A 24,901-nucleotide genomic window follows, 5' to 3' on the forward strand; every position below is an offset into this window, starting at 1 on the left:
GAAGTGCAAGATTGGGCTAACTTAATCCGTGAAATAGCACTTCTTTTTTCTGTTTTTGTTGCAGGACTTACTGCTTGGAATGCTCTACGCAAGACTAGTCATGATGTTTCAAAAGACGATAAAGAAGAATTGAGAGCTGACCGTGATTTATATAGAAATCGTTGGCTTGAAAGTGAGAAAGCTTTTGATGAAATTGATGCAGAAAATGACAAGTTGCGCAAGAAGGTTAAACGGTTAGAAAACAAGATAGATGATTTTAAAGAAAAAGAGGATAGAAAATGAGTTTAGGACAAATTACAGACTTGGTTATTGTTGTTCTATCGGTAGTTGTGACAATAATCTTTTATTTTTATTCAAAGCACAAAATTGAAATTGATAAGAAAGCACTGCAAGGAGACGCATTAGCTAAGGCTGAGCAAATGATTGCTAGATCTGCAGGAGCAATTGTTTTTCAAACTGACAAAGAAGGTGGATCAGGCCAAGAAAAGCTGGTAGCGGCTTTTAATGCCCTTATCAATATTTTGGATATGGCTCATTTACCGCATCCCTCAACAGCTTATATCAAGGGCGAGATTGAGAAGTCGGTTACTACGATGAAGCAAACGAAAAATTTCGTTGATAGTATGCAAACACTGACTAAGGAAGACGATGCAGCCAAACAATTGAAAAGTAAGACCATTGTTGGCGAATTGAAAGAAGTAAAGAAGTAGGAGGTAACTATGGTTGAAGTAGCTAAAAGAAGTTACGGTGTAGATGTATCAAGTCATAACAGCGGCAATTATTCCGGATCGAAATTTGCCGTTGTTAAAGTGTCAGAGGGCTTAGATTATCGTAATCCTAAAGCACAATCTCAAGTATCTACTGCAAGAGCTAATAGTATGTTGCCAATGGCTTATCACTATGCGAGGTTTAGTGGCAATAGTAACGTAGCAATTCAAGAAGGTAACTATGCAGTTACTTCTGCAAAAGCTGTTGGTCTTGAAGCAGGTACTTACTTAGCTTGTGACTATGAACAAGGAAGTGGAAACGAAACTAGAGGAGATCGTGAAACTAATACGACTGCTATCTTATCTTTCTTAGATACTATTGTGGGTGCTGGTTATAAGCCTTTACTATACTCAGGCGCTTATCTTATGAGAGACAAAATTAATACTTCTAGAATTTTAGCCAAGTATCCTAATTGTTTGTGGGTAGCAGCATATCCATCAGGTAATGGTACTGCGGTAAGTGAACCAAACTTTGGCTACTTTCCATCAATGAACGGAGTAGCAATTTGGCAATTTACCGATAACTGGCGCGGGTTAAATGTTGACGGAAACATCAGCTTGATTGATCTAAAAAATGATAGCAAACCAGTAGCTCAGCCATCTGTTGCACAATCAGCATCAGAAAAAACATGGACTGATGTACAAGGTGTGACTTGGCATGAAGAACATGGTACTTTCATCACTGGTGGAGCGATTAATCTTCGCTGGGGCGCTAATACGCAAAGCACACTGATTACCACCTTACCAGCAGGTTCAGAAGTTAAATACAATGCTTGGGCTAGAGATAGTGCTGGGCGTGTATGGTTACAGCAACCGAGAGAAAATGGTAAGAATGGCTATTTAGTTGGTCGTGTCGGCAGTGAGCCGTGGGGAACTTTCAAATAATTTAATATAATTCAAAAGCCGCTCTGGAGATGTTTCTCTGGAGCGGCTTTTTGCATACAACAAATTTTCTATTATTTTAACTATGTTTTCTTGTTACAATTTTACTTACAATATGTTATACTTAACTTGCAACAAGTTAGGAATTCTAAAATTCAATGAACTCAAAAAGCATTACCTGATCGCTACAAAAGGTAATGCTTTTTTTATCGCTTGACGCAACCTATCAAACGTTGAGGGTGGAAATGCGACTATTTATGTTTTTTGTTGTTACGCCGATCATCCAGCCAGTGATCGAATAGTGATTTCACCATTCCCACAAGAATTGGAGCTATAACTAAAGTTAGAAATTCCTTCAACGAACTCACCTCCTTTCAAGGGGAGGCAATAGTCGCTGAAATAATTATAACAAAATTAGATGTATAATATATGTAGAAAATGAAACTATAAGTAATTATCAACTGACCCCCGCTGTGACCCCCAAACTTAAAATAGAATAAATTCAAATAAAAGAAAAAGTGCCATATCTCAGGCACTTAAAAACATAGAAAATTACATAAAATCAAACGATTTGGTCTTCTAAACCGTGGGTCGTGAGTTCGAATCTCACCCAAATCACTGATATGACGCTCCGCATGGGGCGTCTTTTTTTGTGCAATTTTTCTTCTTTTTGATATAGACCAATTACAAATAAAACTTCTTGACCAATTTTTAATATAGGGTTATTATTGCTCATATGACAACAAATAAAAGATAGTCCATTTATTTCAAATGAACTATACCAAAGGAGAAAAATGTATGTGTGGAATTGTTGGTGTTGTTGGAAAACCTGCAAGAGATATTATTTTAAATGGTCTAACTAACTTAGAGTACCGTGGTTACGATTCAGCAGGTATGTATTTAAATGATCTTAATGGCAATGAATATTTAACTAAGGCAGTTGGTAGAATTTCTAACTTAAAAGAAAAGTTAACTCCAGATGAACAAGGCTTAGTTGGAATTGGTCATACTCGCTGGGCAACTCATGGTAAGCCAACAGTTGATAATGCTCACCCTCATTTTGATGAAACTAAGCGTTTTTACTTGGTTCATAATGGTGTAATTGAAAATTATGTGGAGTTAAAAGAAAAATATTTACAAGGTGTTAAGTTCCATTCAAATACTGATACTGAAGTGGTTGTTCAATTAATTGGTAAAATTGCACGTGAAAAGAATTTAGACGGTTTTTCTGCATTTAAAGAAGCTTTGAAGTTAGTGAAGGGCTCATACGCTTTTCTTTTGGTTGATAATACTGAACCAGACCATGTTTTTATTGCAAAAAATAAGTCACCAATGATGCTCGGTCTTGGAGATGGATTTAATATTATTGCTTCTGATGCAATCTCTGTTTTAGATCAAACTAAGACTTTTGTTGATTTACAAGATGGTGACGTAGGTGACATTACCAAGGATTCTTACACAATTGAAACTGTTGACGGTAAAAAAGTTGAACGTAAACCTCACGTATTAGATATTGATCCAAATGCTGCTTCAAAAGGCACCTATGAATTCTATATGCTAAAAGAAATCGATGAGCAACCAAGCGTTATGCGTAAAATTTCTCAAACTTATTTTGATGAAAATGGTGACGTTAAGGTTGAGCCTCAAATCATTGATGCTCTTTCTAAAGCAGATCGAATTTACATTTATGCAGCAGGTACTAGTTACCATGCTGGATTAGTAGGAAAGACGCTTTTAGAACACTACACAGGTATTCCAATAGAGGTTGGTTTAGCTTCAGAAGCTGGCTATCATTTCCCAATGCTGAGTAAAAAGCCATTCTTTATTTTTCTAACTCAATCTGGTGAAACTGCTGATTCACGCGTTGTTTTAAAAGAAGTTAATAAGCGTAATATTCCAAGTTTAACCATTACTAACGTAGAGGGTTCAACTTTATCAAGAGAAGCAGACTACACTATGCTGCTCGAAGCAGGTCCTGAAATTGCCGTTGCATCTACTAAAGCTTATACTGCTCAAATTGCTGTTCAAGCAGTGCTTGCTAAAGCTTTGGGTGAAGCACTTAATAATCAAGATGCAAAAGACTGGAACTTAAAGCATGATTTAGCCATTGCAGCTGAAGGGATGCAACAGCTTGTTGACAGCAAGGAAAGTTTAAAAGAAATTGCTGACAAGTACTTAATTAAGTCACGCAATGCCTTCTATATTGGACGCGGAATTGACTATGCTGTTGCCTTAGAAGGAGCATTGAAGCTTAAGGAAGTTTCATACATTCAAACTGAAGGTTTTGCTGCAGCTGAATTAAAGCATGGAACTATTTCTCTTATAGAAAAAGGCACTCCAGTTATTGCTTTAATTAATGATCCAGCAACTGCCGATTTAACTCGTGGTAACATTCAAGAAGTTGTTTCTCGCGGAGCTAATATTATTACAATTGTTGGTAAGGACTTCGCTAGAGAGGGCGATGATGTGGTATTACCAGAAATTAACTACTATATGTCTGCGCTTTTAACTGTTGTACCGGCACAGCTGCTTGCATATTATGCTTCTAAAGATAAGGGATTAGACGTTGATAAGCCACGTAACTTAGCTAAGAGTGTGACTGTTGAATAAAATTTAAATAAGTTAGTAAAATAGCGAATTAGTGATCTTGAAAGTGACTAATTTGCTATTTTTAATTGAATGTTTTTTCGAAAATATGAGCTTTTGATTTAAAATAAGGATAGTTAATAATCAGTGAGGATACTTATGCTATCAAAAATATCAATTTTACTTACAAATCACCAGCTTACATTAAAAGATATTTCTCAAAATCAACATTTGGCAGAACAAGATTTAAGAAAAGCACTCGACGAAAATCCTGATAATTGGTCCAGTTCGGTCTTATCAGCTTTGTCGTCATCTTTGAATATGCGACCTGGAGATTTATTAGAATTACTTGATCCGGTTTATTCTTTAAAGATTAATGATCATAGCCAAATGATTCAAGGAATCTATATTGAAGATCCTGAAATTTATGAACAAATTCGCTTTGTGGTAGAAAGTGAGCATTTAGAAGGTTGGCAACCTGATGAAGAGGATATTTTAAGATTGCTTGATGAAGCACTTAATCCATCTCCTACATTCCAAACTGAAATAAGTCAGATCTGGGGTGGGGAAGATGATTGAGGAGAGAAAAGATACAGAATGGTATCGTAGAAAATTTCTTTATCCCAATGGAACACTTAAAAATAAACTCAATATTAAGGATGCAGCAGAATTAGCGCAAAAAGAATACTTAGGTTCAGCTGTGCGCGCGTTAGCTTTTTTGAGGAAGAATAAAAAGATTACTAGCGTTGAAGACTTGAAGAAAATTCATAAAATTATGTTTGGTTGGCTTTATGATTGGGCAGGACAAATTCGAGATTATGAGCTGATTAAAGGAGATACTGAGTTTTTAGAATATACTCGAATTAAGTTTGGAATTGAAGAGATAGATGAGAAAATGAGGCAATTGGCTAGTCAAAAAGAACTTGCCAACACCGATTATGCCTTTTTGCTTGATCGCTTAAATTATCTTCATCCCTTTAGGGAAGGAAATGGTAGGAGTAGCAAGTTGTTTTTACAAGCTTTTGCTGCAAATCATGGTCAAGTTATTGATTATCCGCGGTCAAATAAAGAATTGATTATTGCTCAAAATAATGCAGATATTAACCAAATTGCTAGATTAATTAAGGTCAAGTCCAAATCCAAGAGAATTAAGTGTTAAATAAAAAGGCATCCCAATGATAGTTTTTCGTCATTAGAATGCCTTTTTAATTGAACAGAAAACTAATTCTCGATAATTTATTTTCTTTAACCCAACTCCAGCAAAGATGTAATAAGTAAGCAGAAGCAAAAGATAGACACCAAGTAAAAATCCATGTTCCAAAGAAAGTTAAAAAGGGATGATAGTGAGCATGAAACGACATGTTTAGACCGCGCCAAACTAATTGGTTCCAGAATACATTAGAAAGATACGCACGATAGGCGTAAATAGCCAGAAAATGAAAAACTTTTAAACTAGTTTGAGAATTTTTCTTTACTTGATGCAAGCAAAATGCAGCAATAAGAGCAATTACTGCTAAAGAGTATAGTGTCATGGAAGGTTTATAATATGGAGCATTATTAAAATTAATGGGGTGGCCAAAATCTTGCAATTCAATATTGGTCCAAATAAAACAAATAATAAAAATAATACTAAGTAGCCACCAAAAATTAGTTAAAAATGCGTTGACATAATCGCGTAATTGCCAGGCTAAAACTCCATAGACGCCATAGATAAAGAAAGAGATAAAAACTCTATCCAGTAAATACCAGTCATTTTGATGGATGCCATGAAAGACATAGGTATCGTAAAACCCAAGCCAAGTGAAATAAAGGATAAATGTGACAATTGCAATTATTATTCCACGTTTAGTATTCTTCCCTACATAGCGACTAATCGCCCAAAAGAGTGGCATTAGGATGATAAATTGTAGCATCATCGTGTTATACCAAAGGTGCGGTGCCGCATTTCCGTTAATGAATTGCCAACAAAAAGTTGGAAAATTATAGTATTTATTTACTTGTTGTTCCCAGGGCATTTCTAATAAATAGATTGAGGTCCACCAAATGGTCGGTACAAATAAATTAGACCAATTACTGCGAAAATATTTCCGATAAGAAAAATGTTTTTTCAAATCATAAGTTCTAATAGTTGTATATAAGATTCCAAAAATAAAAGCAGGGGCGGTATATTTTATTAGGTTATATAGAAAGCCAAAAACATCTTGAGTATGTGTTGGTTGCTTAATATCCATAACTAAGGCCATAATTGGTTGCGCCATAACTGCAGTACATGCAAAGACCTTAAGATAGTCGCCAATATCAGCTATTCTAAATGATAAAAATTGATATTTTTTCATAAATTAGTCCTCTCATGAGTAGAGTCTAAAAGCTAATTCTTAATATATGCATCTTTTTGAAAAAAGACAAGATGTCTATAATTAGGCACTTAACAATTATTAAAATTTGAACTAGGATATAGGTGACTGATCGAAACTTCTCCTCCTAAGAAGTGTAACAATTTATTTTCTTCATTAGGTCATGTTAAGCTGTAATCAGAAGTGGTTGCAGCTTTTTTTTATAGTCATAAAAGGGTTAAAATATAAGATATTAATACAATAAAGAGGGAATATATGATGAACGTAGAAGAAGCAATTTTAACTCGGCATGCAGTTCGTTTATTTAACCCAGATGATAAAATTTCAAGAGAAAGTTTAGAAAAAGTTGTTGAGTTAGCGCAACATGCACCTTCATGGGTAGATTCACAACCCTGGAAGGTATATATTGCAACCGGTAATACACTAGCAGCAGTTAAAAAGCGCCATGCTGAAAATGTTAAGAATGGTGTTAAGGCAAATCCGGATTGGCCAACTACTCACCGAGAAGATTGGGCTAAGTTTCCCAGAGAAAATATGCTAAAGCACAATGAAGCAACTGCACATTTTTGGGAAAATCCAGAGTTGTCTAATATGACACGTCAAGATTTACAGACACGTCTTTACGATGCGCCAGCAATTTGTTACTTAACCATTCCTAAAGATTCAAATCAATGGTCAGATTATGACTTGGGTGCTTTTGGTCAAACTTTGATGTTAGCAGCTAGAGGAATGGAGATTGACTCAATGCCAGCTTATGAAATTGTAAAATTCCCTGAATCAGTTAAAGAAATTATGAATATCCCTGATTCTGAATGGCTTGCCATGGGTATAGCATTAGGATATGCCGATATGGCAACAAGAGTTAATGAATATCGAGCTCCACGTGTACCACTAGATGAAATGCTAAAAATAAAAGACTAAAAAAAGACGCCGCTCAGGACGTCTTTTCTGAAGAAAATATAATTAATGAAGGGATGCAGCTTTTTGAGACTGCATTTTTTCTTGCATTTGTTTTTGTAATTTCTGCATATCTTTTGTCGAGATAACCTTCCAGTTTGAAGGAAGGGTAAAAATATACTCTCTATGTTTTAACTCGTTATTATGACTAAACGCACTAAACATAATCCGGCTAAAATTATCTTTGTAAACATATCGAGTAGTTCTTATCTTAAGACTAGCTTCTTTTCCTTGCTTAACTTTGGTTGAAACCTTATCTAGTTTAATTGCTTTGGGCTTCTTTTGATTGTTATTAGTCTTATATAAATATACTTTTTCTGTTCCATTACCCAGAGATTGATAAAGTAAAATTGGTAGGTTAGGGTTAACGCTTGAAGTTAAATTTTGTGTGCTAGTCTGTGTTTCTGTCTTCAGTCCCCAGTGATTGTAGTCATGTTCGACGATACCCAGCACGCAAAGCAAAGTAATGATTAAAGAAATCCATGAAACTAGAGTATGACCTTTCCCAGGGATGACATTAAAGTATATAAATAAAATTACTGCCAAAATTAAAATTACAATTATCATTATCCGTTTACCTCTTCTTGATTTTCACGTGCACGGTTGCCTTTCTTTAAGAAGAAAGAAAGAACTAAAGCAACTAAGGCAAAAAGAATACTCATTGCAAATGAAGCACGGAATCCATCTAAAGTTGCATTGATTGCTTGATTCTTATATTGAAGTGGGAGGGTATGAAGCAGTTCTTTTGCTGGCATATGGTTGTTGGTTGTAGTAGTTAAAATTGAAACGAGAATAGCAGTACCAATTGAACTTAAAACTTGTCGAAAAGTATTGTTCACTGCTGTTCCGTGGGAGATTTTGTTTAAAGGCAATGAGTTCATTCCTGAAGTGGTAACGTTCATCATAACTAAAGCAACACCGACCATTCTAATTGCGTACAAAACAATAATCATAGTATATGAGCTTTCTGCAGTTAAGAATACAAATGGAATAGTGCCAAGTGCTAAGAGGGTCATTCCAGTAATTGCCATTTTTCGTGCACCATATTTATCGAATAAACGTCCCGTAATTGGTGACATAATTCCGATCATCAAGGCACCAGGTAATAGCATTAATCCTGAATGAAATGCTGATACACCACGTAAATTTTGAATATATAATGGCAAAACCATTTCAATACCAACCATTGCTAAATTGGTAATACCACTTAAAGCAGCTGCTAGAGAAAATTCGAAATGTTTGAAGACGGTAATATCTAAAAATGGATCTGCCATCTTTAATTGTCGCATGCCAAAAAGAATAACAAATATAATTCCTACGCCAATAAATCCTAGAATTTCAGGGTTAGTCCATCCTTTATTACCAGCTTCTGAAAAGCCGTAAAGTAAACTACCAAAACCAATAGTTGAAGTTGTCACTGACCAAACGTCAATTTTTTCTTTCTTAGTTGGAAGAACGTCTTTAATTAAGAAAAACGCTAAAATAATAACAATTCCAGCAATTGGAGCAATAATACTGAATAAGTAACGCCAGGAAAGATTATCAACAATCCACCCAGATAAGGTTGGACCAATAGCTGGTGCGAGACCAATAACAATACCAACTGTTCCCATCGCAGCACCGCGTTTATTAGCGGGAAAGATTGAAAGCATGATGGTTTGAAGAAGCGGCATAGTAACACCCACGCCGAGTCCTTGAATAATTCTTCCAGTTAATAAAGTCCCAAAATTTGGCGCAACTGCAGCAGTCACTGTTCCAATAAAGAAAACTGACATTGCTGTCAAATACATTTTTCTTGAGCCAAAACGATTAATTAGCCAAGCTGAAACTGGAATCATGACTCCATTAACTAATAAAAATGCAGTTGAAAGCCATTCAGCAGTTGCTGTACTGATATGAAAGGAACGCATAATTGAGGGAAGAGCTGTTGCAAGCAAGGTTCCATTTAGCACAGTACAGAAAGATCCAATAATTAAAACTAGAACAAGCAAGTTTCGATTATAGGCTTTTCCGTGAATATCGGTTGGTTGTTGATCCATTTGAATTTTCCTTTCTATTGTTAAAAAATCTTGCAAACTATAAAAACTATATTCTTAAATAATTTCTTTGTCAAATTATCTTACATAAAAGTCATGATATTTAACATATATGTTGTCAAAATTAACATAAGCTATTAAACTATAAATAAGATTACGAGGTAAGGAATTTATAATGGAATCAAAAAAGATACTTCATAATGTTTTTCAAAATATTGAAGTAGGAATTGGAGAAGTTAGCAAAGTAGTTGGTGTATCTCAAAGACAATTACGCTATTGGGAAGAAAAGGGCTATATTAAGCCTGTTTCTGATGATAATAGCGGTGTTAGAAGATATAATTTATCGACGCTTTACTTAATTGTTTTTATTAAAGAACAACTTGATAAGGGATTTACATTAGCAGCAGCTTTTGAGCGTTCAAAAGATATTAGGGTAAAGAGTAAAATTGTACGTACCTTTTTTGAACATACTTTTAATGATGTAAAAATTACCAATCCTGATAAAGGATATGGTGAAATTGACCTAGGTGAATTACGAACTGACGATGGTAAAATGTATCATTTCAAGGGTGTTGTTGATGAACGTGGTCGCTATGTAAAAATTGATGAATAAAAAGGAAGCACCAACAAGTAAGTTATGCTTCCTTTTTTAGGACAAGTCGATATTGTTTTTATTTTTATAAGTATATTAATAATATTTATTTACTAAAACCAGCTTCATACCAAACGTTGGCAGAAGGTTTCAGTGACCAGCCAGTTACTTTGCTATTAACTGCCGTCACTGAGTAAGCACCGCTAGTTGGAATTACATAAGCTTTGTTGTACATCCATCTTTGCCATTCGTGGAATTTTTGCACCCGATATTTTTTATCAAAAGATTTGGCAGAATCGATTTCATTCAATAATTTAGTATTAGTCGGAGAGACAAAACGGGCAAAATTATAAGGCATCTTTTCACCGTAGAACACGCTTGGAGAAGGATCACCTGCTGCACCCCAAGCTCCTTCAAGAACGTCAATTTTAGGATCACTTGCTTTAACTGCAGCTACCCAGCGGTTAAATTCCATCGGACGGCCGCCTAAGAATTTAACGTTTAAACCGGCTTTTTTCCATTGTTGAATGTAGTTACGCCAGATGGCCTCGCTGTTTTCGCCAGAACCACGTACTGCTAGATTGATAACTAAGGGCTTACCATTTGGTTGACTCCGATAGAGTGCACCAGGTGCTTTTTTATAGCCAGCTTTATCTAGTAATTTATTGGCTTTATCTAGATTATAAGAATAGGTTGGAATATTTTTGTCATAATATGGAGTAAATTGTGAGGGAATCAAAGAATTAATTCTGAATTCTAAACCATGGTAGAACCGTTTATTAATGACATCAACATTCATTGCATAGGCCATTGCTTTTCGTAAAGCGGGATTATTCATCTTAGCATGAGGATTTTCAACATTTTTACCAAGTTTTGCATCCCATTTTCCAACTTTAAAGGCTAAGTAATCGTAGCTAAGTGTTTTTTTACCAACAAAATTAACTCCCTTAGTGTTTTTTACCTGTTCCCATTGTGAGCTTAGAACATTTGCAACGTCGAATTTTTTGCTCTTAATTGCTTGTGAGACATTAGAATTAGTAATATTTGACATGTAAATATGTTCAAAGTTAGGTTTACCGCGCCAGTAATATGGATTTCTTGACCAACTAGTAGATTGTCCTTGAACGGTTTTATCCATTTTATATGGACCAAAGTAGAGTGGGTGCTTTCTTACTTGCGGACTAGAAACAAGCTTGTCAAAGGGAACGTGCTTCAAATAATGGTAAGGAGCAGCGTGTTCCCAGAAGAAGCCATTAGCGGAGTTCATCATTGCTGGTTTTAATTCCTTAAAGTGAAGGATTAATTTCTTTCCATTTGGTCCATCTGGCATTTCAAGACCAGAAATATTATTAGCTTTTCCCCGATGGTATTCAGCCATTCCTTTAATATTTTCAAGCGAAGAGGTATATTGAGTAGTTTGAACTTTAGGATTAGCTAAAATTTCGTATGCATACTCCAAATCCTTAGCGGTTACTGGCTTGCCATCCGACCAACGAACTTTCTTTTTCACTTTGATTTCAGCAGTATTGTTACTATGATTTAGTTTTAAACTGGCAGCTCCTTTATTGGTGAATTGATAATGATCATTAATATCAAAAAGTGCTTCGTCTCCTGGAGCAGCTGCTTCAGAATCGGGACTAGTATCAGCAATTTCAGCTGAAAAAATTCCAGTAAATGGTGATTCATTTTCTAAAGCATAGGTCAAGGTTCCTCCTTTTTTAATGGTTTTATGAGGAACGGCCTGGGAAAACTTGATGGGCTGGTTGCTCGAATCAGTTTTCTTGGCACCACAAGCAGTTGATAAAATCGCTAGTGAGCTCGCTAGTGTTACATACAGCAGTTTGGACTTTGACATCTTCATATAAAATTCTCCTTTCGTCAAAAATCCAATAACAGCATGATTAAGAAAACAAAAAGACGCTCTATTAGATCGTAATGATCCAATAGGGCGTCTTGTCGCTGTACCACCTATTTTTACTAGAAAAACTAGTCTTTAATAACGTACGGTTCAATACAAGAGAACGATACGCCGTCGCTATAAAGGGCTGTCCCTTAAACTACTTTAAATCGTAGTTTACGCTCAAAGGTGATTTTCATTAAGACTCTATCTATTTCTTCACACCAACCAGAAATTCTCTGAGAGACGAGTACTTAATTACTTTTCCTTATCAAAGCTGTTTGATAATAATGTTTGTGCTCATAATAATACGCCGATTTGAAAATATGTCAACATAAAATTATATTTTGCTTATTTTAATTATAAATTTATTTTTATATTGATATGATATACCTCACTGCAAGTTTCATACAAAAAAATTGCAAATAATCTTTAGAAGATAGGCAAATTTAAGGCCACTGATTTAAAGCAAATGTTATTGATTAAAAATATGAATGGGAGGGTAAAGCAAATAATTTATATATTTATTGATTGAAAGATAACTGTCAATTTGTTATTTAATATAATAAAAATATTATAAAAACTTGAGCAAAAAAGAAGATTTTTTCTCTTAAGAGGCCTATAATTGTAATTGATAAGTGATAGAAAGGAACTGTATACTATGAAAAAATTAGATACAAATAAATTAACTGAAAAACAAGCAGATCTTTTTAAGAACAATTTAGTTTATATTGCTACTGTTGACGAAAACGGCAACCCACAAGTTGGACCTAAGGGCTCAATGACTGTGTTAGACCCAAGTCACATGCAATATCTTGAAAAGACTAAGGGAGCAGCTTTTGAAAATATTAAGAATGGTTCAAAGGTCGCATTAGTTGCAGCAGACGTTCCTTCTCATACTGCTGTTCAAGTTTTAGCAACTCCTCATGTTCATGAAGATGATGAATATGCAAAGAAAGTTGTTTCAGGTACTGATACTCCTAATGCATTTGTAGTAGTACTTGATATTGATGAAATTTTTGAATAATTTAAAAGTACAAAAATTTTATTCTACCTGCAATTTGAATAAAGTAAGAAAGACTAAGTATTGATAAAATACTTAGTCTTTTTTTTGCTAGATAACTTGCTTATTTTTTATATTAATGTAAGATTAAAACTAATTAAATGAATCTAATGAAGTTAAAAGGAGAGATAAAAATGGGTGCTTTATCAGAACAAGAACTAGCAGCTTTTTCTGCAGATTTTAATAAAAATGGTAAAAATAAAGTAGCGTCTCGTGCTGCTCGTCGAAATGGATTATTTGAAGCATCATTTAATGATGAAGTTTCAAAACGGTTAAATCACACTTTTTCTACCGAACTTGATATTGGTGGAGTAACTGACCAAAAGCATTCTGGTCGTTGCTGGGAATTTGCAACTTTGAATGTTTTGCGTCATCATTTTGGTAAAAAATATCATGTTAAGGACTTTACTTTCTCACAAGCTTATAATTTCTTCTGGGATAAGATTGAAAGAGCTAACGCTTTTTATGATAGTATGATTCGTTTAGCTGATAAGCCAGTTGATGATCGTGAAGTTGAAACCTGGTTTGATTTTGCAGGTCAAGATGGTGGTTTGTGGCAAATGGCAATTAATCTGGTAAAAAAATATGGTGTAGTTCCATCATACGCAATGCCAGAAAATGCAACTTCAAATAATACAACTGCATTAATTGATTCCTTAGCTCGTAAGGAAAGAAAAGATGCGCTAGTATTACGTAAATTAGTTCAAGAAGGTAAGCTTGAAGAAGCTGAAAAAGCTAAGAAAGAATTCTTAAATGAAGTTTACCGCATGGCTGCAGTAGCGTTGGGTGAACCACCAAAGAAGTTTGATTTGGAATATCGTGATGACGATAAAAAGTATCATTTAGAAAAAGATTTAACTCCACGTCAATTTGCAGAAAAATATTTAAAAGATTTTAATTGGGATGATTATGTTGTCTTATTAAACTCACCTAATTATGATTACAACAAGCGCTACCACCAAGGTTTATATGATAATGTTGCTGGCGGTCAACCAATTACTGGTTTAAATGTGCCGATTGAAGTTTTGGCACGAGCAGCTGCAACTCAATTGAAAGATGGAAGAGCAGTTATTTTTGGAAATGACGTTTTAAAACAAATGGAACGTAAAACTGGTTTCCTTGATACCGATTTATACAAGACTGATGACTTGTTTAGTGTTGATACTCAAATGAGTAAGGCTGATCGTTTAGCTACTGGTGAAGGATCTGCAACACATGATATGACTTTAGTCGGCGTTGACGAAGACAATGGTGAGATTCGTAAGTGGAAGGTTGAAAATTCTTGGGGCGATAAGTATGGTCACAAGGGCTTCTACGAAATGAGTCAAAAGTGGTTTGAAGAGTATGTTTATGACGTAGTTGTTGATAAGAAGTACTTATCTGAAGACTTAGTTAAACTTTGGGAAGAGCCAGCTGTTGACTTGAAGCCTTGGGCACATATCGGCTTATAAAAATGAGAAGAGATCGAAAGATCTCTTTTTTTAATGTCAATTTTTAAACTAAAAAATGTCAATCTGTGACTTGTTTTGAAAATGAATGCACCATAAAATATCATTTGTAAGCGCTAAACATTAGAAGAGGGGATAATAATGAAAAAGAATTATTTAAGCATTGATATCGGAGGAACAAACGTAAAATATGCTGAACTTAATAATGCGGGGAATATTATCGAACAAGGTAAGATTAAGACATCACATGATAAAGAACAATTTTTAAAAAATATTGATCAAATTGTAGAGAAATATGTAAAAAAGAAAATTAAAGGGATAGCTTTTTGTGCTCCAGGAAAAATTGCGCATACTAAAATTCACTTTGGCGGAGCTTTACCTTTTCTTGATGGCATCGATTTTGCAGTAAGGTATAAAAAATATGATATTCCAGTTACGGTGATTAATGATGGTAAAGCCAGCGTTTTAGCTGAGAATTGGCTTGGCAGTCTAAAAGATATGCAAAATTGTGCTGCTATCACTTTAGGTACGGGCGTTGGTGGAGGAATAATTGTTAATGGGAAGCTGTTAAATGGGGCGCATTTTCAAGCAGGTGAATTAAGTTTTTTGCAGCTTAATATGAAAGAGCCTGGATTTGATGGCTTTGCTGGTGGTTATGCTTCTGCTGTTCAAATGATCAGAAATGTTAACGAAGCCATCGAAAATGATGATGAGACTGATGGTTTAGCTGCTTTTGAAGCAATTAATAATGGAAATGAGAAGGCAAAGAAAATTTTTGATGAGTATTGCAAGCGAATTGCTGCTATTATTATCGATATTCAAGCTGTAGTGGACTTAGATGCAATTGCAATTGGTGGCGGAATTTCTGCACAGCCAATTGTGGTTCAAGGAATTAATCAAGCTTATGATAAAGTTTTAGCTGATAATGAATTGATTAGAAAAACTTTCACTCGCCCAAAGATAGTTGAAGCTAAGTTTAAGAATGGGGCGAACCTCTATGGTGCTCTATACAATCTCTTTATTCATGTAAATGGTGAAAAACTATAATGACATATGGCAAAAAAATAAAGCAGCATGAAATAGTAATTCCTACTGATCCGCTGCCTGTATGGTATTTTATTTTTCATGATCATAATTCTGAAAAATACATTGCTCCGCATTGGCATCGGGGAATTGAATTAAGTTATGTTGAAAATGGTAGAATAGATGATTTTTTGATTAATAAAAAGCACTATTCTTCTAAGTCAGGCACTATTTTGGTAGTAAATACGCAAGAGATTCACAGTATTCATGACTTTAAAAACACTAATTCACTTGCATTATCAATAATTTTTCCATATGACTATATTACTAACCTATATCCTGATATTGCCCATCAAGTCATTAAAATTAATGATCCTGCTACTTTTACCGATAAACAAAAACTTGCCTATCTTCACTTGCAGGGGTTACTAAGTCAATTTATTAAAGTATATTTTCTCAAAATTCCAACTAAATACTTAGAGCAGCAACGTTTAATTGATGAAATTTTATGTCTATTATTAGCTAATTTTACTGAAGATAAGAAGGATCAAGAACAAATTAGTGAGCGTAAGATATATACTATTAATCGTTTGCAATACATTACGCAATATGTAAATAATCATTATCAAGAAGAGTTGAATTTAGCTTTACTTGCTGAAAAGTGTAATATTTCAAAAGAATATTTAGCACGCTTTTTTAAGAAAGAAATGGAACTTACGGTTGAAACATATATCAATAATGTCAGAGCTGAACATGCTTATGGCGAATTAAAGAATTCCAAAAAGAATTTGACTCAAATTGCCATTAGCTGTGGCTTTTCTAGTATTAGGACGATGAATAGAGCTTTTAAAAAACTATATGGCAAAAGTGCATCTGAAATGAAGAAGAAATTAATAAAATAGGTCAATTTGCGCCAATAACTGGTTAAGATTGACCTATTTTTTAGATTCATTTTTAGTTATTATGAAAGCGAATTCGATGAGAGAGGGAAATATGATGAAAGATCAAGAGATTCTAAATGCAGTTAAAGAAATGCGTATTAGCTGGAAAGAGAATGATGATAAGAGAGATAGCGGTTTGCCACACGATATTCCTGAAGTAACACGTATAGATGATCTTCAATATGGTAAAGATCCCAAATGGAATTTATTAGACTTATATTTACCTAAGAACGTTAAAGGTAAGATTCCAGTGATTATTAATATTCACGGTGGCGGCTGGGTTTATGGAACAAAAGAAACCTATCAATTTTATGGCTTAGGGATGGCGAAGAGAGGATTTGCATTTGTTAATCCAAACTATAAATTAGGTCCAGAAGTAAAATTTCCTAAGGAACTTGACCAAGTAAATGAATATATTCATTGGGTAGCAGATCACGCTGATGAATATAATCTTGATAAAAATAATGTCTTCTTAATTGGAGATTCAGCTGGTGGTCAAATGGCTGAACAATATACAGCTATTTTGACTAATCCTGAATACCGTGAAAAATTTGGCTATACACTGACAGATTTGAAATTTAGAGCAGTTGCTTTAAACTCACCAGCTACTTTTATTAAAGATCCAGGCATGATTGGAGACGGTACTTTAGCATATTTTGATCCAGAAGTAATGAAGAGCGCGAAGAATCAAGATTTAATTGATGTTGAAAAGTATATTACTGAAGACTTTCTGCCAACCTTTATTTCGACTGCTAATGAAGATTTCATTCATGATTGCGCTGTTAGATTAGATGGATTTTTAAGAGCTAAGGGAATTGAAGTTATTCAAAAGTCTTGGGGCGATGAAAAGCACCCTGAGCCACACGTCTTCTTAATTAATCAAAAAGATGAGTTAGCAAAAGAAGCTAATGACGAAGAAGCTGAATTCTTCAGAAAGCACCTTGTCAAAGATTAACAGAAATGAAGTGGGAGGAAAATAAAATGAAAGAAAAGAATCCGCAAGATCATGTGATCTTTAAGATATCATTATTATCGATTTCAATCTTTTTAATGATGGCACCAGCCATTGCGCCTGCTTTACCGCTAATGTATCATGCTTTTCCAGGCATAGATAAAGCTGGGGTTGAAATGTTATCGACGATCCCTAATATCGGAATTGTAATTGGTTTATTAATTAGCCCATTTTTAATTAAGTTAATGGGAGAAAAGCCGACTATTATTACAGGGTTGGTAATAACCTTATTAGCTGGTACTTTTCCAATGTATGCCACTGCTTATACACCTATTTTAATTTCTAGATTTTTGATCGGTGCTGGAATTGGTTTATTTAACTCACTTGCGGTTAGTTTGATTCCACAGTTTTATAGTAGTAATGAAGAAAAATTAGCTACAATGGTAGGTTATCAAAATGTAATGGGTAGTTTGGGTGCAGCTCTTGCATCATTTCTGATTAGTTGGCTTTTAACTATTTCATGGCATGCAGCATTTGCAATTTATTTCTTAGTAATTCCAGTTTTGATCTTGTTTATCTTATTTGTTCCGCTTCCTTCTTCAAGACAAAAGAAGACTGACAAGGCAAGAAAGACAAAAGAAAAACAAACTATTAATGGTAAAGTGATTTTAATCGCCATTTTAATGTTCTTTATTTTTCTATTTTATATGCCAATGAGCTTTAAGATTCCAGCTTTAGTTGTTCAAGAAAAGCTAGGAACAGTTAGTGAAGTTTCAGCTTTAACTGGGGTTTTGAATTTAGTAGGCATTCCAATAGGTGCATCATTTGGGTTCTTCTTTAAGAAACTACACGATAAGATCTTTCCGTTAGGATTTGGTTTAGTAGCAATCGGTTTCTTTATAATTGCTTTTGCAAGTAATTTCGTTATGTTAAGTCTTGGTTGTTTGATTTTAGGAATTGGCTTTGGCTTGGGCGTTCCATATATGTACAATTGGCTTGACTGGTCAGCTCCAGCAAATTCAGTTAACTTAGCAACAACCATTGTTTTGGTACTAGTTAATGTAGGATGTGCAATTTCACCAATGATTATTAATGCAGTTACGTCAAGTGCTAAAATGGGATTATTGATTTCGGCTATTTTCTTTGCTTGCTTTTCAATATATGCGATTATTCACTATCTCAGAGTTCACAAAAAGCAAAGTGCAACTGCTTAAAACTAAATAATTTACTAATTAAGCGTTAGAATATTATCTAGCGCTTTTTTTGTGTATTAAGTTATAATTAAGCCACAGCTCACTTTTTCTTACGGGGGACCTATGAAAAAACTTTTTCACCTAATAATTGGGATGATAATGCTTGTAACTTTGACTATCATCTTCACAAAACCAGCTTTAGCTGATGTAGATTATAATATTACTAACGTTGATGTTACTGCCCATGTAAATGCAAATGGATCATTGTTGATGGAGAGAAGAATCACTTATAAGTTTGACGATGATGCCCATGGCGTTTTTTATCAACAAAATCTTACTGATAATCAAGAATTAAAAAATCAGCAGGTTAGAGTAATATCTGGTAAAAATTCACAGCCAGTCGTACAAAGTGATAGTCACGCCAATAATACTTACGAATTGAGTCACAGCGATCATGGTTATCGCTTTAAGGTATGGCATAACGTAACTGATGGTGATAAATTCACGATAATTTATACTTATGAAATTACGAATGCCATTATTAACTGGAAAGATACGGCCGAGCTTAATTTTAAAATTATTGGTGATGGCTGGGATACAGACCTTGATAACGTTCGAGTAGGGATCTTTTTCCCAAGTTCAGTTAAGGATCTTAAGGCTTGGGCTCATGGAGATTTGTCGGGCCAGATTACAGTTAATCCTGAAAAAGGCAGTATTATTATGACAGCTGCAAATGTAAGCGGAAATGAGGGAATAGAGGTTCATAGCCTTTTTCCTACGGCAGTGACAAGTCAAAATAAAAATATTAGAGACCAAAATCATAAAAAATATGTCTTAAATCAGGAAGCAAAATTTGCTCATGAAGCTAACGAACGTCGTCAAAGAAGCAGAATGCTTGGCTTAGGTGCTTTGGTACTATCAGGATTATTTTCTTTATCCATAATAATTAGAAGTTTTACTTTGAAGAAATCTGGAGTTAAACCTAAAAAAGAAAAGCAATTACCTAGAAATTATGATGTCCCTACAGTTTCACCAGTAATGGCTGAAATTTTGGATCTGGACGATAAGCCAAGTTCTAGATCATTAACTGCTTATTTAATGGAATTAGCTGTAAAAAAGAGGATAGAAATTGAACCTATTAAGGTAAGAAGAAAAACATACTATAAAATTTCTTTAATTGATAAAGATTTAATGGGTGAAGTTCCTTTGATGAGATACTTATTTAATAAGGTTGGCGATGGGAAAAGTTTTTCAACTTATGAACTTAAAAAACAACGATCTTCTAAGCTAAGTAAACTCTTTGCTAATTGGCAAAAAAAGGAAAAACAAGCAGCAATTAATGCTGGCTTTTTTGATAAAAAGGTTGAACATAAGAAGGAAACTAATTTAGTCTTAATGATCATCTTATTAGTATTAAGTGGTGCTGGAATAATTGCTGCTTTCTTTTCTAGTGAGGGAACGGCAGGTCTATTTATAGTGGCCACAATTATGCTAGGATTAGCAATTCTAGCAACTATTTATAGTAATAAAAAGTTATCGCCATATACTGCTAAGGGAGCAGAATCAACTAATCAAGTACGTGGTTTTAAGAAAATGCTAGATGAGATTGGTAATTTTAAAATGCGCGAAGTCGGAGAATTGCCTCTGTGGGAAGAAATTATGCCATATGCGGTTGCTTTGGGTGTATCTAAAAAGGTGTTGAAACAACTTAAAATAGAATTTGCAGATGAAATTGATGACACAAATATTTTGTTCTGGGGTCCATTTTATAGCTTAGGACGGGATGGATTTGCAAATAATTTTAATTCAAGCTTTAATTTAGGCGCAAACTTAAACTCATCAGCTTCTGGTGGATCGGGTGGATTTTCCGGTGGTTCATCAGGTGGCTTTGGTGGCGGTAGCGGAGGAGGTGCCTTTTAAATATTATGAATAAAATCAAAATTAGAGAATTTCAGAAAAAAGACTTTAATGATTTATGTGTAATACATGATCAAGCAAGAAAACAAGAACTAAAAGCGGCTAATTTAGAAGCGGCCTTTAAACCGCTGAAAATTGCCGCAATTGAAGAAGATTTATTTTCATATAATATTTATGTAGCAACAATAGATGAAAAGATTGTCGCTTTTGTTGCATTTAGCGATGATGAACTCGCCTGGCTTTACGTAGATCCTAGTTTTCAAAAGCAAGGAATTGGCAGTAAGCTGATTGAGTTTTCATTAACTAAGATGAAACGACCAACCTATTTAGAAGTATTAACTGGTAATCCTGCTAAAAGTTTGTATTTACATAAAGGTTTTAAATTTCTGAAGCACGAATCAGGAAAAATGCCAGGAAATGAGACATTTCACGTTGAAGTTGACTTATTGATTTATAAGTAGGAAATTGATAGTTTTAGCTAATAAAAAAAGTTGGGGAAAATTTGCGAAAAAGACAAGAATACATTTGGTGTTTAATTGAGCTATCAGACGGTAATAAGGAGTGGTATTGCTTAAGTAAGGTGCTAAGACGGGCACTTTTTATTGAAAAGAAAAACAATCAATTTTGGAAACAAACCATGATTGGCAATTATATTACTGTTGCAAGAAGTAAGTACATTAAAGGGCGAGCACGGTTAACAGTTGGTCGAATTGAAAAAATCAGGATTCGTAAAAGCAGTGCTGCTGATTGGCACTGGAGCCGTAATCAATTCATTACAGCAGAACATCTGCTCAACCTTAAGGATTCATATAATTATTTAAGGCATGATTATTGTTGGTATAATCGTTTAGCGATCAAAATGGCCTTAATTTATTGGCATAACAAGTTGCTACAAATTAAATTGAATTCTAAAAGATATGCAGTTAAAAAGAAACGGTTAAAATTAGAAAGAACATTAAAATGAAAGAAAAACTTTTGATTAGTCAAGATCTCTCCTGCCTAGGTCAAGTTTCATTAAGTGTTGCTTTACCAATTTTAGGAGCGTGTGGCTATCAACCAGATGTATTGCCGACGGCGATTTTGTCTACCCATACTGGTGGCTTTGGCGATAACACTTTCTTAAATTTAAGTAGCGAAATGAGTAAAATTATTGCTCATTGGCAGGACCAAAAGATTGATTTTGAAAATTTATACTTAGGTTATTTAGGCAAAGAAGCCATTGATTTTTGGATAGATCATATTTCTAATTTTAAAGTCAGTAAAGTCCTGCTTGATCCTGCTATGGCAGATTCAGGTAAATTATATCGCGGCTTAAACTTAGATTATGTGGCAAAAATGCGCGTGCTTGCTAATTTTGCAACAATTTTAACACCAAATTTAACTGAAGCTTGCTTATTATTAGATAAAAAATATCGAAGTTTTTCAATTGATGAGATTGAAGAGCTGGCTTTAGAATTAAAGAAAAAGTTTAATGTGAATGAGGTATTGATTACTGGAATTCAAATGCAGGATAAAATTAAGATTGCTGGAGTGTCAGCCAGGGATACAGCTTTTGTAATAGAAACTGATAAGGTGAAACGTTCATTTTTTGGTACAGGCGATATGTTTGCAAGTAGTTTATTAGCGGCAATTTTATCAGGTTATTCGCTAAAGGAGAGTTCGCAGATAGCAGCAATTTTTGTTAAAATGACAATTAAAGCAACTGATTCAACTCGAGATAAACGGTTAGGACCTAATTATGCAGGTGCTTTATCTTGGTTAATGAAGAAAGTAGAGGAGAAAAAGGTTAGGAAATGCGAACAAGGGAAAATTCGTTAGTTTCAATAATTATGACCGGTTTATTTGCGGCGATAATTTATCTAGGAGTCTGGGTTTTACGAATTCCAGTTCCTGCTTTAGTTGGTCGTCCCTTTATCCATTTTGGTAATACCTTAACTGCTGTTGCAATTTTGTATCTGGGATATCGGAATGGAATGCTTGCAGGGATTATTGGGTTAGGCGGCTTTGACTTACTTAATGGCTATGCAGCCACTTCTTGGTTGACAATGCTTGAAGTGGTGGTAGTTGCAAGTGTTTTAACGGCAGTATATAAAGGAATGCACTATCAAGATAGCAAGAAAAATATTATTATTTTGGGAATTATCGCTGGGATAACTAAAATTTTTACAACTTACTGTGTTTCAATTGTTGAAGCATTGATGGTTGGAACTAGTTTAAATGTAGCCTTAGTGAGTTCTTTTGTGAGTTTACCAGCAACGGTCATTAATTCGATTTCAACTGCAATTTGTACGCCAATTTTATATTTTGCAGTGCGAGATGGTGCAAGAAGAGTTTTAAGAAAGAGTGTATAGCTTAAAATAAGTCTGCTATAATTTTGGTTAAAAAAAGGAGAAATTTAAAATGCCATTTGTACATGTAGAATTAATTAAGGGTAGAAGTGATGAGCAATTAACTCAAATGATAAAAGATATCACTGAAGCTGTTCATAAGAATACTGGTGCACCGAAGGAACATATCCATGTAATTATTAATGAACTTGATAAACATACTTACGGCCAAGGCGGCGAATGGAGAGCTTAGTTAAATTTAAGTATTCTTATTGGGCTACTGTTCTTTAGTCAAAAATATTTAAATAATAAATAAAAAACTCGTGATTAGTGTAAACATCTAATCACGAGTTTTATTTTGGTAAAAATTGTAAGAAACTAATCTTCTTTTTTAGCTTCTTCTAACGCCTTCATAATTGAAGGGTTCTTTGAGTGACAATCTTTTAACATTTGGTAATCTTCTTCAGATAATTTAACAGTGTATTTAGTCATAATTTTCCCTCACTTTTTATGTTTACCTTTAATATATCACTTTCTTGAAAGATTGATAGAGAAATTTTGAATTGAAGCAGGTTAAATCGATATAATAGATAAAAAGTAAGTAAGAAAGTGATTAAAATGTTTGATTATCGAAATAATTTAAAAAGAATTTTAAATAATACTGCAGGCGATGACAAAAGTCTTCAAAATAGCTTAAATGCAATTAAGGTAGTATTGGGTATGACAGGCGAAGCAGAGTCTACCTCAGTAAATAATAAAATGGATGACAAAGTTATTGCACAAATAAATACTTTTCTTCAGGGAATAACTACATTAATTGAACGCCCAGGCGACAAAAATGCTAAAAAAATTGCCTTAGGAGCTCTACATAAGTTAACCTTTGATCACAATATTGCCACAAATTTTGGAAAGAAATTAGGATTATTAGACCAAGCTATTCAAGCTTCAGAAGAAACTAGTACTGCAGTAAATCGAAAAATTTTTGAGGATGCGGTAAAGCCTAAAAAAGAAAAAAATCGCGATTATCGAAAGGGTAGAAGATATACTGTCATTCGTGCATTAAAGGGTGCGGATTTGATCAATAATAATGGTGAAGTTGTCTTTGAAGTAAATGAGGGGCAAATTCATGATTTGAATTTAAAGAGTGGTGATATTGTTGAAGCTTTGCCTTTAGCAAATAGTTTAAATGAAGCTGAAGTTTTGCGAGTAGTTGGTTATCGAAAATTGCGCAGCCGTGATTATGACAAAATAGCAGACTTTAAATATGGGGTAGTACAAGGAAGTCCAGGCAATTTAAGTGTTTCACGAAATATCCATGGAGAAAAGCTGGTTATTAATCATAAGCCAGTAATTGTTGCGCTTGATTCTAGCTATTATCAAAATGGCAATATTCATTTAGAAGACGGCGCAATTGTTGATTTAGCTTGGTATACAGGAGATGTTAGATTAAAAAAAGATCCAGCAAGCGCAGTTCAGATTCGCTGGATTTATGAAACAGAGCAACCTAAGCGAGTTTCTAAAACAAAAAAAGCAAAGACAAAGGTAGTAGCAAGTACCCAAGTATTAGCTAAGTTAGATATGAACTTACATTATCAACGAGTAGGGATTGCTGTTGGCGATAATCAAAATGAAGCGATTTTAGAAGGGATTGTTAACCGTTACAATGGCATTCCAATTCCGATTGATGCATTTGAAGGCAAGAAAAAGGTAATTGAAAGTCAAATTAAAGATTTAGACATTGTAATTTTGGTTACTGCATTTGCTGCCCATGATAGTACTTGGAATATTAGCGAATTTGCAAGTAAATATCACGTTAAATTTGCTGTTAGTTCTAGCAAGGGATATCAAGCATTTGAGCGTGCACTATATCGAGCAGAAAATGGGATGCCAGCTTATGAAGGTAACCAACAATTAGAATACAAAATGTTAAAGAATAATTAGGAATAAGCAGTGTAGCTGACAAGAT

Annotated in this window: 26 protein-coding genes and 1 other annotated feature; of the genes, 21 read left to right on the top strand and 5 right to left on the bottom strand. The window is 34.3% G+C overall.

Features of this window, described 5'->3' with window-relative positions; genetic code table 11:
• Positions 1 to 3 precede the first annotated feature (3 nt).
• The 3 genes from LpgJCM5343_RS03395 to LpgJCM5343_RS03405 are packed head-to-tail and all read left to right on the top strand — an operon-like array spanning position 4 to position 1,652.
• On the top strand, positions 4 to 282 hold the full coding sequence (locus LpgJCM5343_RS03395; RefSeq protein ID WP_113576256.1) for a hypothetical protein: 279 nt from the start codon (positions 4 to 6) through the stop codon (positions 280 to 282).
• Positions 279 to 710: a phage holin gene (locus LpgJCM5343_RS03400; RefSeq protein WP_113576257.1), complete on the top strand. Its 432-nt coding sequence runs from the start codon at positions 279 to 281 to the stop codon at positions 708 to 710. The genes LpgJCM5343_RS03395 and LpgJCM5343_RS03400 overlap by 4 nt, the downstream gene beginning before the upstream one ends.
• A gap of 9 nt (positions 711 to 719) precedes the next feature.
• Positions 720 to 1,652 carry a GH25 family lysozyme gene (locus LpgJCM5343_RS03405; RefSeq protein WP_101890526.1) on the top strand — a complete coding sequence of 311 codons (933 nt, stop codon included), beginning with the start codon at positions 720 to 722 and terminating at the stop codon, positions 1,650 to 1,652.
• Between the two features lie 248 nt (positions 1,653 to 1,900).
• Here LpgJCM5343_RS03405 and LpgJCM5343_RS09670 read toward each other — a convergent pair whose 3' ends face one another.
• Positions 1,901 to 2,017, bottom strand: a complete 117-nt coding sequence (locus LpgJCM5343_RS09670) for a type I toxin-antitoxin system Fst family toxin (protein ID WP_259592384.1) — start codon at positions 2,015 to 2,017, stop codon at positions 1,901 to 1,903.
• A gap of 430 nt (positions 2,018 to 2,447) precedes the next feature.
• On the opposite strand from LpgJCM5343_RS09670, the gene glmS reads away from it, so the two are divergent.
• From glmS to LpgJCM5343_RS03425, 3 genes are all read left to right on the top strand, one after another.
• Positions 2,448 to 4,259, top strand: coding sequence for a glutamine--fructose-6-phosphate transaminase (isomerizing) (gene glmS / locus LpgJCM5343_RS03415; RefSeq protein ID WP_077959109.1), 1,812 nt, complete (start codon positions 2,448 to 2,450; stop codon positions 4,257 to 4,259).
• A 135-nt stretch (positions 4,260 to 4,394) separates the two neighbouring features.
• Positions 4,395 to 4,814, top strand: a complete 420-nt coding sequence (locus LpgJCM5343_RS03420) for a helix-turn-helix domain-containing protein (protein WP_003649108.1) — start codon at positions 4,395 to 4,397, stop codon at positions 4,812 to 4,814.
• The gene (locus LpgJCM5343_RS03425; RefSeq protein WP_003649107.1) at positions 4,807 to 5,394 is read left to right on the top strand and encodes a Fic/DOC family protein; all 588 of its coding nucleotides are present in this window, start codon (positions 4,807 to 4,809) and stop codon (positions 5,392 to 5,394) included. The genes LpgJCM5343_RS03420 and LpgJCM5343_RS03425 overlap by 8 nt, the downstream gene beginning before the upstream one ends.
• A gap of 46 nt (positions 5,395 to 5,440) precedes the next feature.
• On the opposite strand, the gene LpgJCM5343_RS03430 is transcribed toward LpgJCM5343_RS03425, so the two are convergent.
• Positions 5,441 to 6,571: an acyltransferase family protein gene (locus LpgJCM5343_RS03430; RefSeq protein WP_077959108.1), complete on the bottom strand. Its 1,131-nt coding sequence runs from the start codon at positions 6,569 to 6,571 to the stop codon at positions 5,441 to 5,443.
• A gap of 273 nt (positions 6,572 to 6,844) precedes the next feature.
• Between LpgJCM5343_RS03430 and LpgJCM5343_RS03435 the strand changes: the two genes are divergently transcribed.
• Positions 6,845 to 7,510 carry a nitroreductase gene (locus LpgJCM5343_RS03435; RefSeq protein ID WP_113576171.1) on the top strand — a complete coding sequence of 222 codons (666 nt, stop codon included), beginning with the start codon at positions 6,845 to 6,847 and terminating at the stop codon, positions 7,508 to 7,510.
• 42 nt (positions 7,511 to 7,552) lie between these two features.
• On the opposite strand, the gene LpgJCM5343_RS03440 is transcribed toward LpgJCM5343_RS03435, so the two are convergent.
• Positions 7,553 to 8,113 (bottom strand): DUF4811 domain-containing protein, encoded by a 561-nt coding sequence (locus tag LpgJCM5343_RS03440; RefSeq protein ID WP_101890586.1) that lies wholly within the window; start codon positions 8,111 to 8,113, stop codon positions 7,553 to 7,555.
• Positions 8,113 to 9,585 (bottom strand): MDR family MFS transporter, encoded by a 1,473-nt coding sequence (locus LpgJCM5343_RS03445; RefSeq protein ID WP_101890587.1) that lies wholly within the window; start codon positions 9,583 to 9,585, stop codon positions 8,113 to 8,115. The genes LpgJCM5343_RS03440 and LpgJCM5343_RS03445 overlap by 1 nt, the downstream gene beginning before the upstream one ends.
• A 172-nt stretch (positions 9,586 to 9,757) precedes the next feature.
• Between LpgJCM5343_RS03445 and LpgJCM5343_RS03450 the strand changes: the two genes are divergently transcribed.
• Positions 9,758 to 10,195, top strand: a complete 438-nt coding sequence (locus LpgJCM5343_RS03450; protein WP_003649102.1) for a MerR family transcriptional regulator — start codon at positions 9,758 to 9,760, stop codon at positions 10,193 to 10,195.
• Between the two features lie 85 nt (positions 10,196 to 10,280).
• On the opposite strand, the gene LpgJCM5343_RS03455 is transcribed toward LpgJCM5343_RS03450, so the two are convergent.
• Entirely contained in the window at positions 10,281 to 12,035 is a 1,755-nt protein-coding gene (locus tag LpgJCM5343_RS03455) for an oligopeptide ABC transporter substrate-binding protein (protein ID WP_101890588.1), read from the bottom strand.
• An 80-nt stretch (positions 12,036 to 12,115) separates the two neighbouring features.
• Positions 12,116 to 12,355, bottom strand: a binding site (T-box leader).
• A 377-nt stretch (positions 12,356 to 12,732) separates the two neighbouring features.
• Between LpgJCM5343_RS03455 and LpgJCM5343_RS03460 the strand changes: the two genes are divergently transcribed.
• From LpgJCM5343_RS03460 to LpgJCM5343_RS03525, 13 genes are all read left to right on the top strand, one after another.
• Positions 12,733 to 13,098, top strand: coding sequence for a pyridoxamine 5'-phosphate oxidase family protein (locus LpgJCM5343_RS03460; protein WP_039157007.1), 366 nt, complete (start codon positions 12,733 to 12,735; stop codon positions 13,096 to 13,098).
• A 170-nt stretch (positions 13,099 to 13,268) separates the two neighbouring features.
• Positions 13,269 to 14,585, top strand: coding sequence for a C1 family peptidase (locus LpgJCM5343_RS03465; protein WP_101890589.1), 1,317 nt, complete (start codon positions 13,269 to 13,271; stop codon positions 14,583 to 14,585).
• Positions 14,586 to 14,723: 138 nt separating this feature from the next.
• Positions 14,724 to 15,629, top strand: a complete 906-nt coding sequence (locus LpgJCM5343_RS03470) for an ROK family protein (protein ID WP_113576170.1) — start codon at positions 14,724 to 14,726, stop codon at positions 15,627 to 15,629.
• Positions 15,629 to 16,507 carry an AraC family transcriptional regulator gene (locus LpgJCM5343_RS03475; RefSeq protein WP_003649096.1) on the top strand — a complete coding sequence of 293 codons (879 nt, stop codon included), beginning with the start codon at positions 15,629 to 15,631 and terminating at the stop codon, positions 16,505 to 16,507. The genes LpgJCM5343_RS03470 and LpgJCM5343_RS03475 overlap by 1 nt, the downstream gene beginning before the upstream one ends.
• Positions 16,508 to 16,601: 94 nt before the next feature.
• Positions 16,602 to 17,501 (top strand): alpha/beta hydrolase, encoded by a 900-nt coding sequence (locus LpgJCM5343_RS03480; protein ID WP_174705306.1) that lies wholly within the window; start codon positions 16,602 to 16,604, stop codon positions 17,499 to 17,501.
• A gap of 5 nt (positions 17,502 to 17,506) precedes the next feature.
• Positions 17,507 to 18,712 carry an MFS transporter gene (locus LpgJCM5343_RS03485; RefSeq protein WP_077959104.1) on the top strand — a complete coding sequence of 402 codons (1,206 nt, stop codon included), beginning with the start codon at positions 17,507 to 17,509 and terminating at the stop codon, positions 18,710 to 18,712.
• 102 nt (positions 18,713 to 18,814) lie between these two features.
• Complete coding sequence (locus tag LpgJCM5343_RS03490; protein WP_101890592.1) at positions 18,815 to 20,611, top strand: DUF2207 domain-containing protein; 1,797 nt, start codon at positions 18,815 to 18,817, stop codon at positions 20,609 to 20,611.
• A gap of 5 nt (positions 20,612 to 20,616) precedes the next feature.
• Complete coding sequence (locus LpgJCM5343_RS03495; protein ID WP_048686701.1) at positions 20,617 to 21,069, top strand: GNAT family N-acetyltransferase; 453 nt, start codon at positions 20,617 to 20,619, stop codon at positions 21,067 to 21,069.
• A gap of 41 nt (positions 21,070 to 21,110) precedes the next feature.
• Positions 21,111 to 21,572: a DUF7679 family protein gene (locus LpgJCM5343_RS03500; RefSeq protein WP_003649091.1), complete on the top strand. Its 462-nt coding sequence runs from the start codon at positions 21,111 to 21,113 to the stop codon at positions 21,570 to 21,572.
• Positions 21,569 to 22,426, top strand: a complete 858-nt coding sequence (locus LpgJCM5343_RS03505) for a PfkB family carbohydrate kinase (RefSeq protein WP_101890593.1) — start codon at positions 21,569 to 21,571, stop codon at positions 22,424 to 22,426. Before LpgJCM5343_RS03500 ends, LpgJCM5343_RS03505 begins: the two co-directional genes overlap by 4 nt.
• Entirely contained in the window at positions 22,402 to 22,959 is a 558-nt protein-coding gene (locus LpgJCM5343_RS03510) for an ECF transporter S component (RefSeq protein WP_077959100.1), read from the top strand. Before LpgJCM5343_RS03505 ends, LpgJCM5343_RS03510 begins: the two co-directional genes overlap by 25 nt.
• A 49-nt stretch (positions 22,960 to 23,008) precedes the next feature.
• Entirely contained in the window at positions 23,009 to 23,188 is a 180-nt protein-coding gene (locus tag LpgJCM5343_RS03515; protein WP_101890594.1) for a 2-hydroxymuconate tautomerase, read from the top strand.
• Positions 23,189 to 23,553: 365 nt separating this feature from the next.
• Entirely contained in the window at positions 23,554 to 24,876 is a 1,323-nt protein-coding gene (locus LpgJCM5343_RS03525; RefSeq protein WP_101890595.1) for a DUF2325 domain-containing protein, read from the top strand.
• The last annotated feature ends 25 nt before the right edge of the window (positions 24,877 to 24,901 follow it).

Source organism: Lactobacillus paragasseri (assembly GCF_003584685.1).
Lineage (GTDB): Bacteria > Bacillota > Bacilli > Lactobacillales > Lactobacillaceae > Lactobacillus > Lactobacillus paragasseri.

Bases quoted from the DNA above. Each gene is read 5' to 3' on its own strand.
- LpgJCM5343_RS03430 (WP_077959108.1), bottom strand. From the start codon at position 6,571: ATGAAAAAATATCAATTTTTATCATTTAGAATAGCTGATATTGGCGAC.
- LpgJCM5343_RS03435 (WP_113576171.1), top strand. From the start codon at position 6,845: ATGATGAACGTAGAAGAAGCAATTTTAACTCGGCATGCAGTTCGTTTA.
- LpgJCM5343_RS03505 (WP_101890593.1), top strand. From the start codon at position 21,569: ATGAAAGAAAAACTTTTGATTAGTCAAGATCTCTCCTGCCTAGGTCAA.
- LpgJCM5343_RS03485 (WP_077959104.1), top strand. From the start codon at position 17,507: ATGAAGTGGGAGGAAAATAAAATGAAAGAAAAGAATCCGCAAGATCAT.
- LpgJCM5343_RS03455 (WP_101890588.1), bottom strand. From the start codon at position 12,035: ATGAAGATGTCAAAGTCCAAACTGCTGTATGTAACACTAGCGAGCTCA.
- LpgJCM5343_RS03490 (WP_101890592.1), top strand. From the start codon at position 18,815: ATGAAAAAACTTTTTCACCTAATAATTGGGATGATAATGCTTGTAACT.
- LpgJCM5343_RS03465 (WP_101890589.1), top strand. From the start codon at position 13,269: ATGGGTGCTTTATCAGAACAAGAACTAGCAGCTTTTTCTGCAGATTTT.
- LpgJCM5343_RS03510 (WP_077959100.1), top strand. From the start codon at position 22,402: ATGCGAACAAGGGAAAATTCGTTAGTTTCAATAATTATGACCGGTTTA.
- LpgJCM5343_RS03460 (WP_039157007.1), top strand. From the start codon at position 12,733: ATGAAAAAATTAGATACAAATAAATTAACTGAAAAACAAGCAGATCTT.
- LpgJCM5343_RS03420 (WP_003649108.1), top strand. From the start codon at position 4,395: ATGCTATCAAAAATATCAATTTTACTTACAAATCACCAGCTTACATTA.
- LpgJCM5343_RS03525 (WP_101890595.1), top strand. From the start codon at position 23,554: ATGTTTGATTATCGAAATAATTTAAAAAGAATTTTAAATAATACTGCA.
- LpgJCM5343_RS03450 (WP_003649102.1), top strand. From the start codon at position 9,758: ATGGAATCAAAAAAGATACTTCATAATGTTTTTCAAAATATTGAAGTA.
- LpgJCM5343_RS03495 (WP_048686701.1), top strand. From the start codon at position 20,617: ATGAATAAAATCAAAATTAGAGAATTTCAGAAAAAAGACTTTAATGAT.
- LpgJCM5343_RS03445 (WP_101890587.1), bottom strand. From the start codon at position 9,585: ATGGATCAACAACCAACCGATATTCACGGAAAAGCCTATAATCGAAAC.
- LpgJCM5343_RS03470 (WP_113576170.1), top strand. From the start codon at position 14,724: ATGAAAAAGAATTATTTAAGCATTGATATCGGAGGAACAAACGTAAAA.
- LpgJCM5343_RS03475 (WP_003649096.1), top strand. From the start codon at position 15,629: ATGACATATGGCAAAAAAATAAAGCAGCATGAAATAGTAATTCCTACT.
- LpgJCM5343_RS03425 (WP_003649107.1), top strand. From the start codon at position 4,807: ATGATTGAGGAGAGAAAAGATACAGAATGGTATCGTAGAAAATTTCTT.
- LpgJCM5343_RS03480 (WP_174705306.1), top strand. From the start codon at position 16,602: ATGAAAGATCAAGAGATTCTAAATGCAGTTAAAGAAATGCGTATTAGC.
- LpgJCM5343_RS03405 (WP_101890526.1), top strand. From the start codon at position 720: ATGGTTGAAGTAGCTAAAAGAAGTTACGGTGTAGATGTATCAAGTCAT.
- LpgJCM5343_RS03440 (WP_101890586.1), bottom strand. From the start codon at position 8,113: ATGATAATTGTAATTTTAATTTTGGCAGTAATTTTATTTATATACTTT.
- glmS (WP_077959109.1), top strand. From the start codon at position 2,448: ATGTGTGGAATTGTTGGTGTTGTTGGAAAACCTGCAAGAGATATTATT.
- LpgJCM5343_RS03400 (WP_113576257.1), top strand. From the start codon at position 279: ATGAGTTTAGGACAAATTACAGACTTGGTTATTGTTGTTCTATCGGTA.
- LpgJCM5343_RS03515 (WP_101890594.1), top strand. From the start codon at position 23,009: ATGCCATTTGTACATGTAGAATTAATTAAGGGTAGAAGTGATGAGCAA.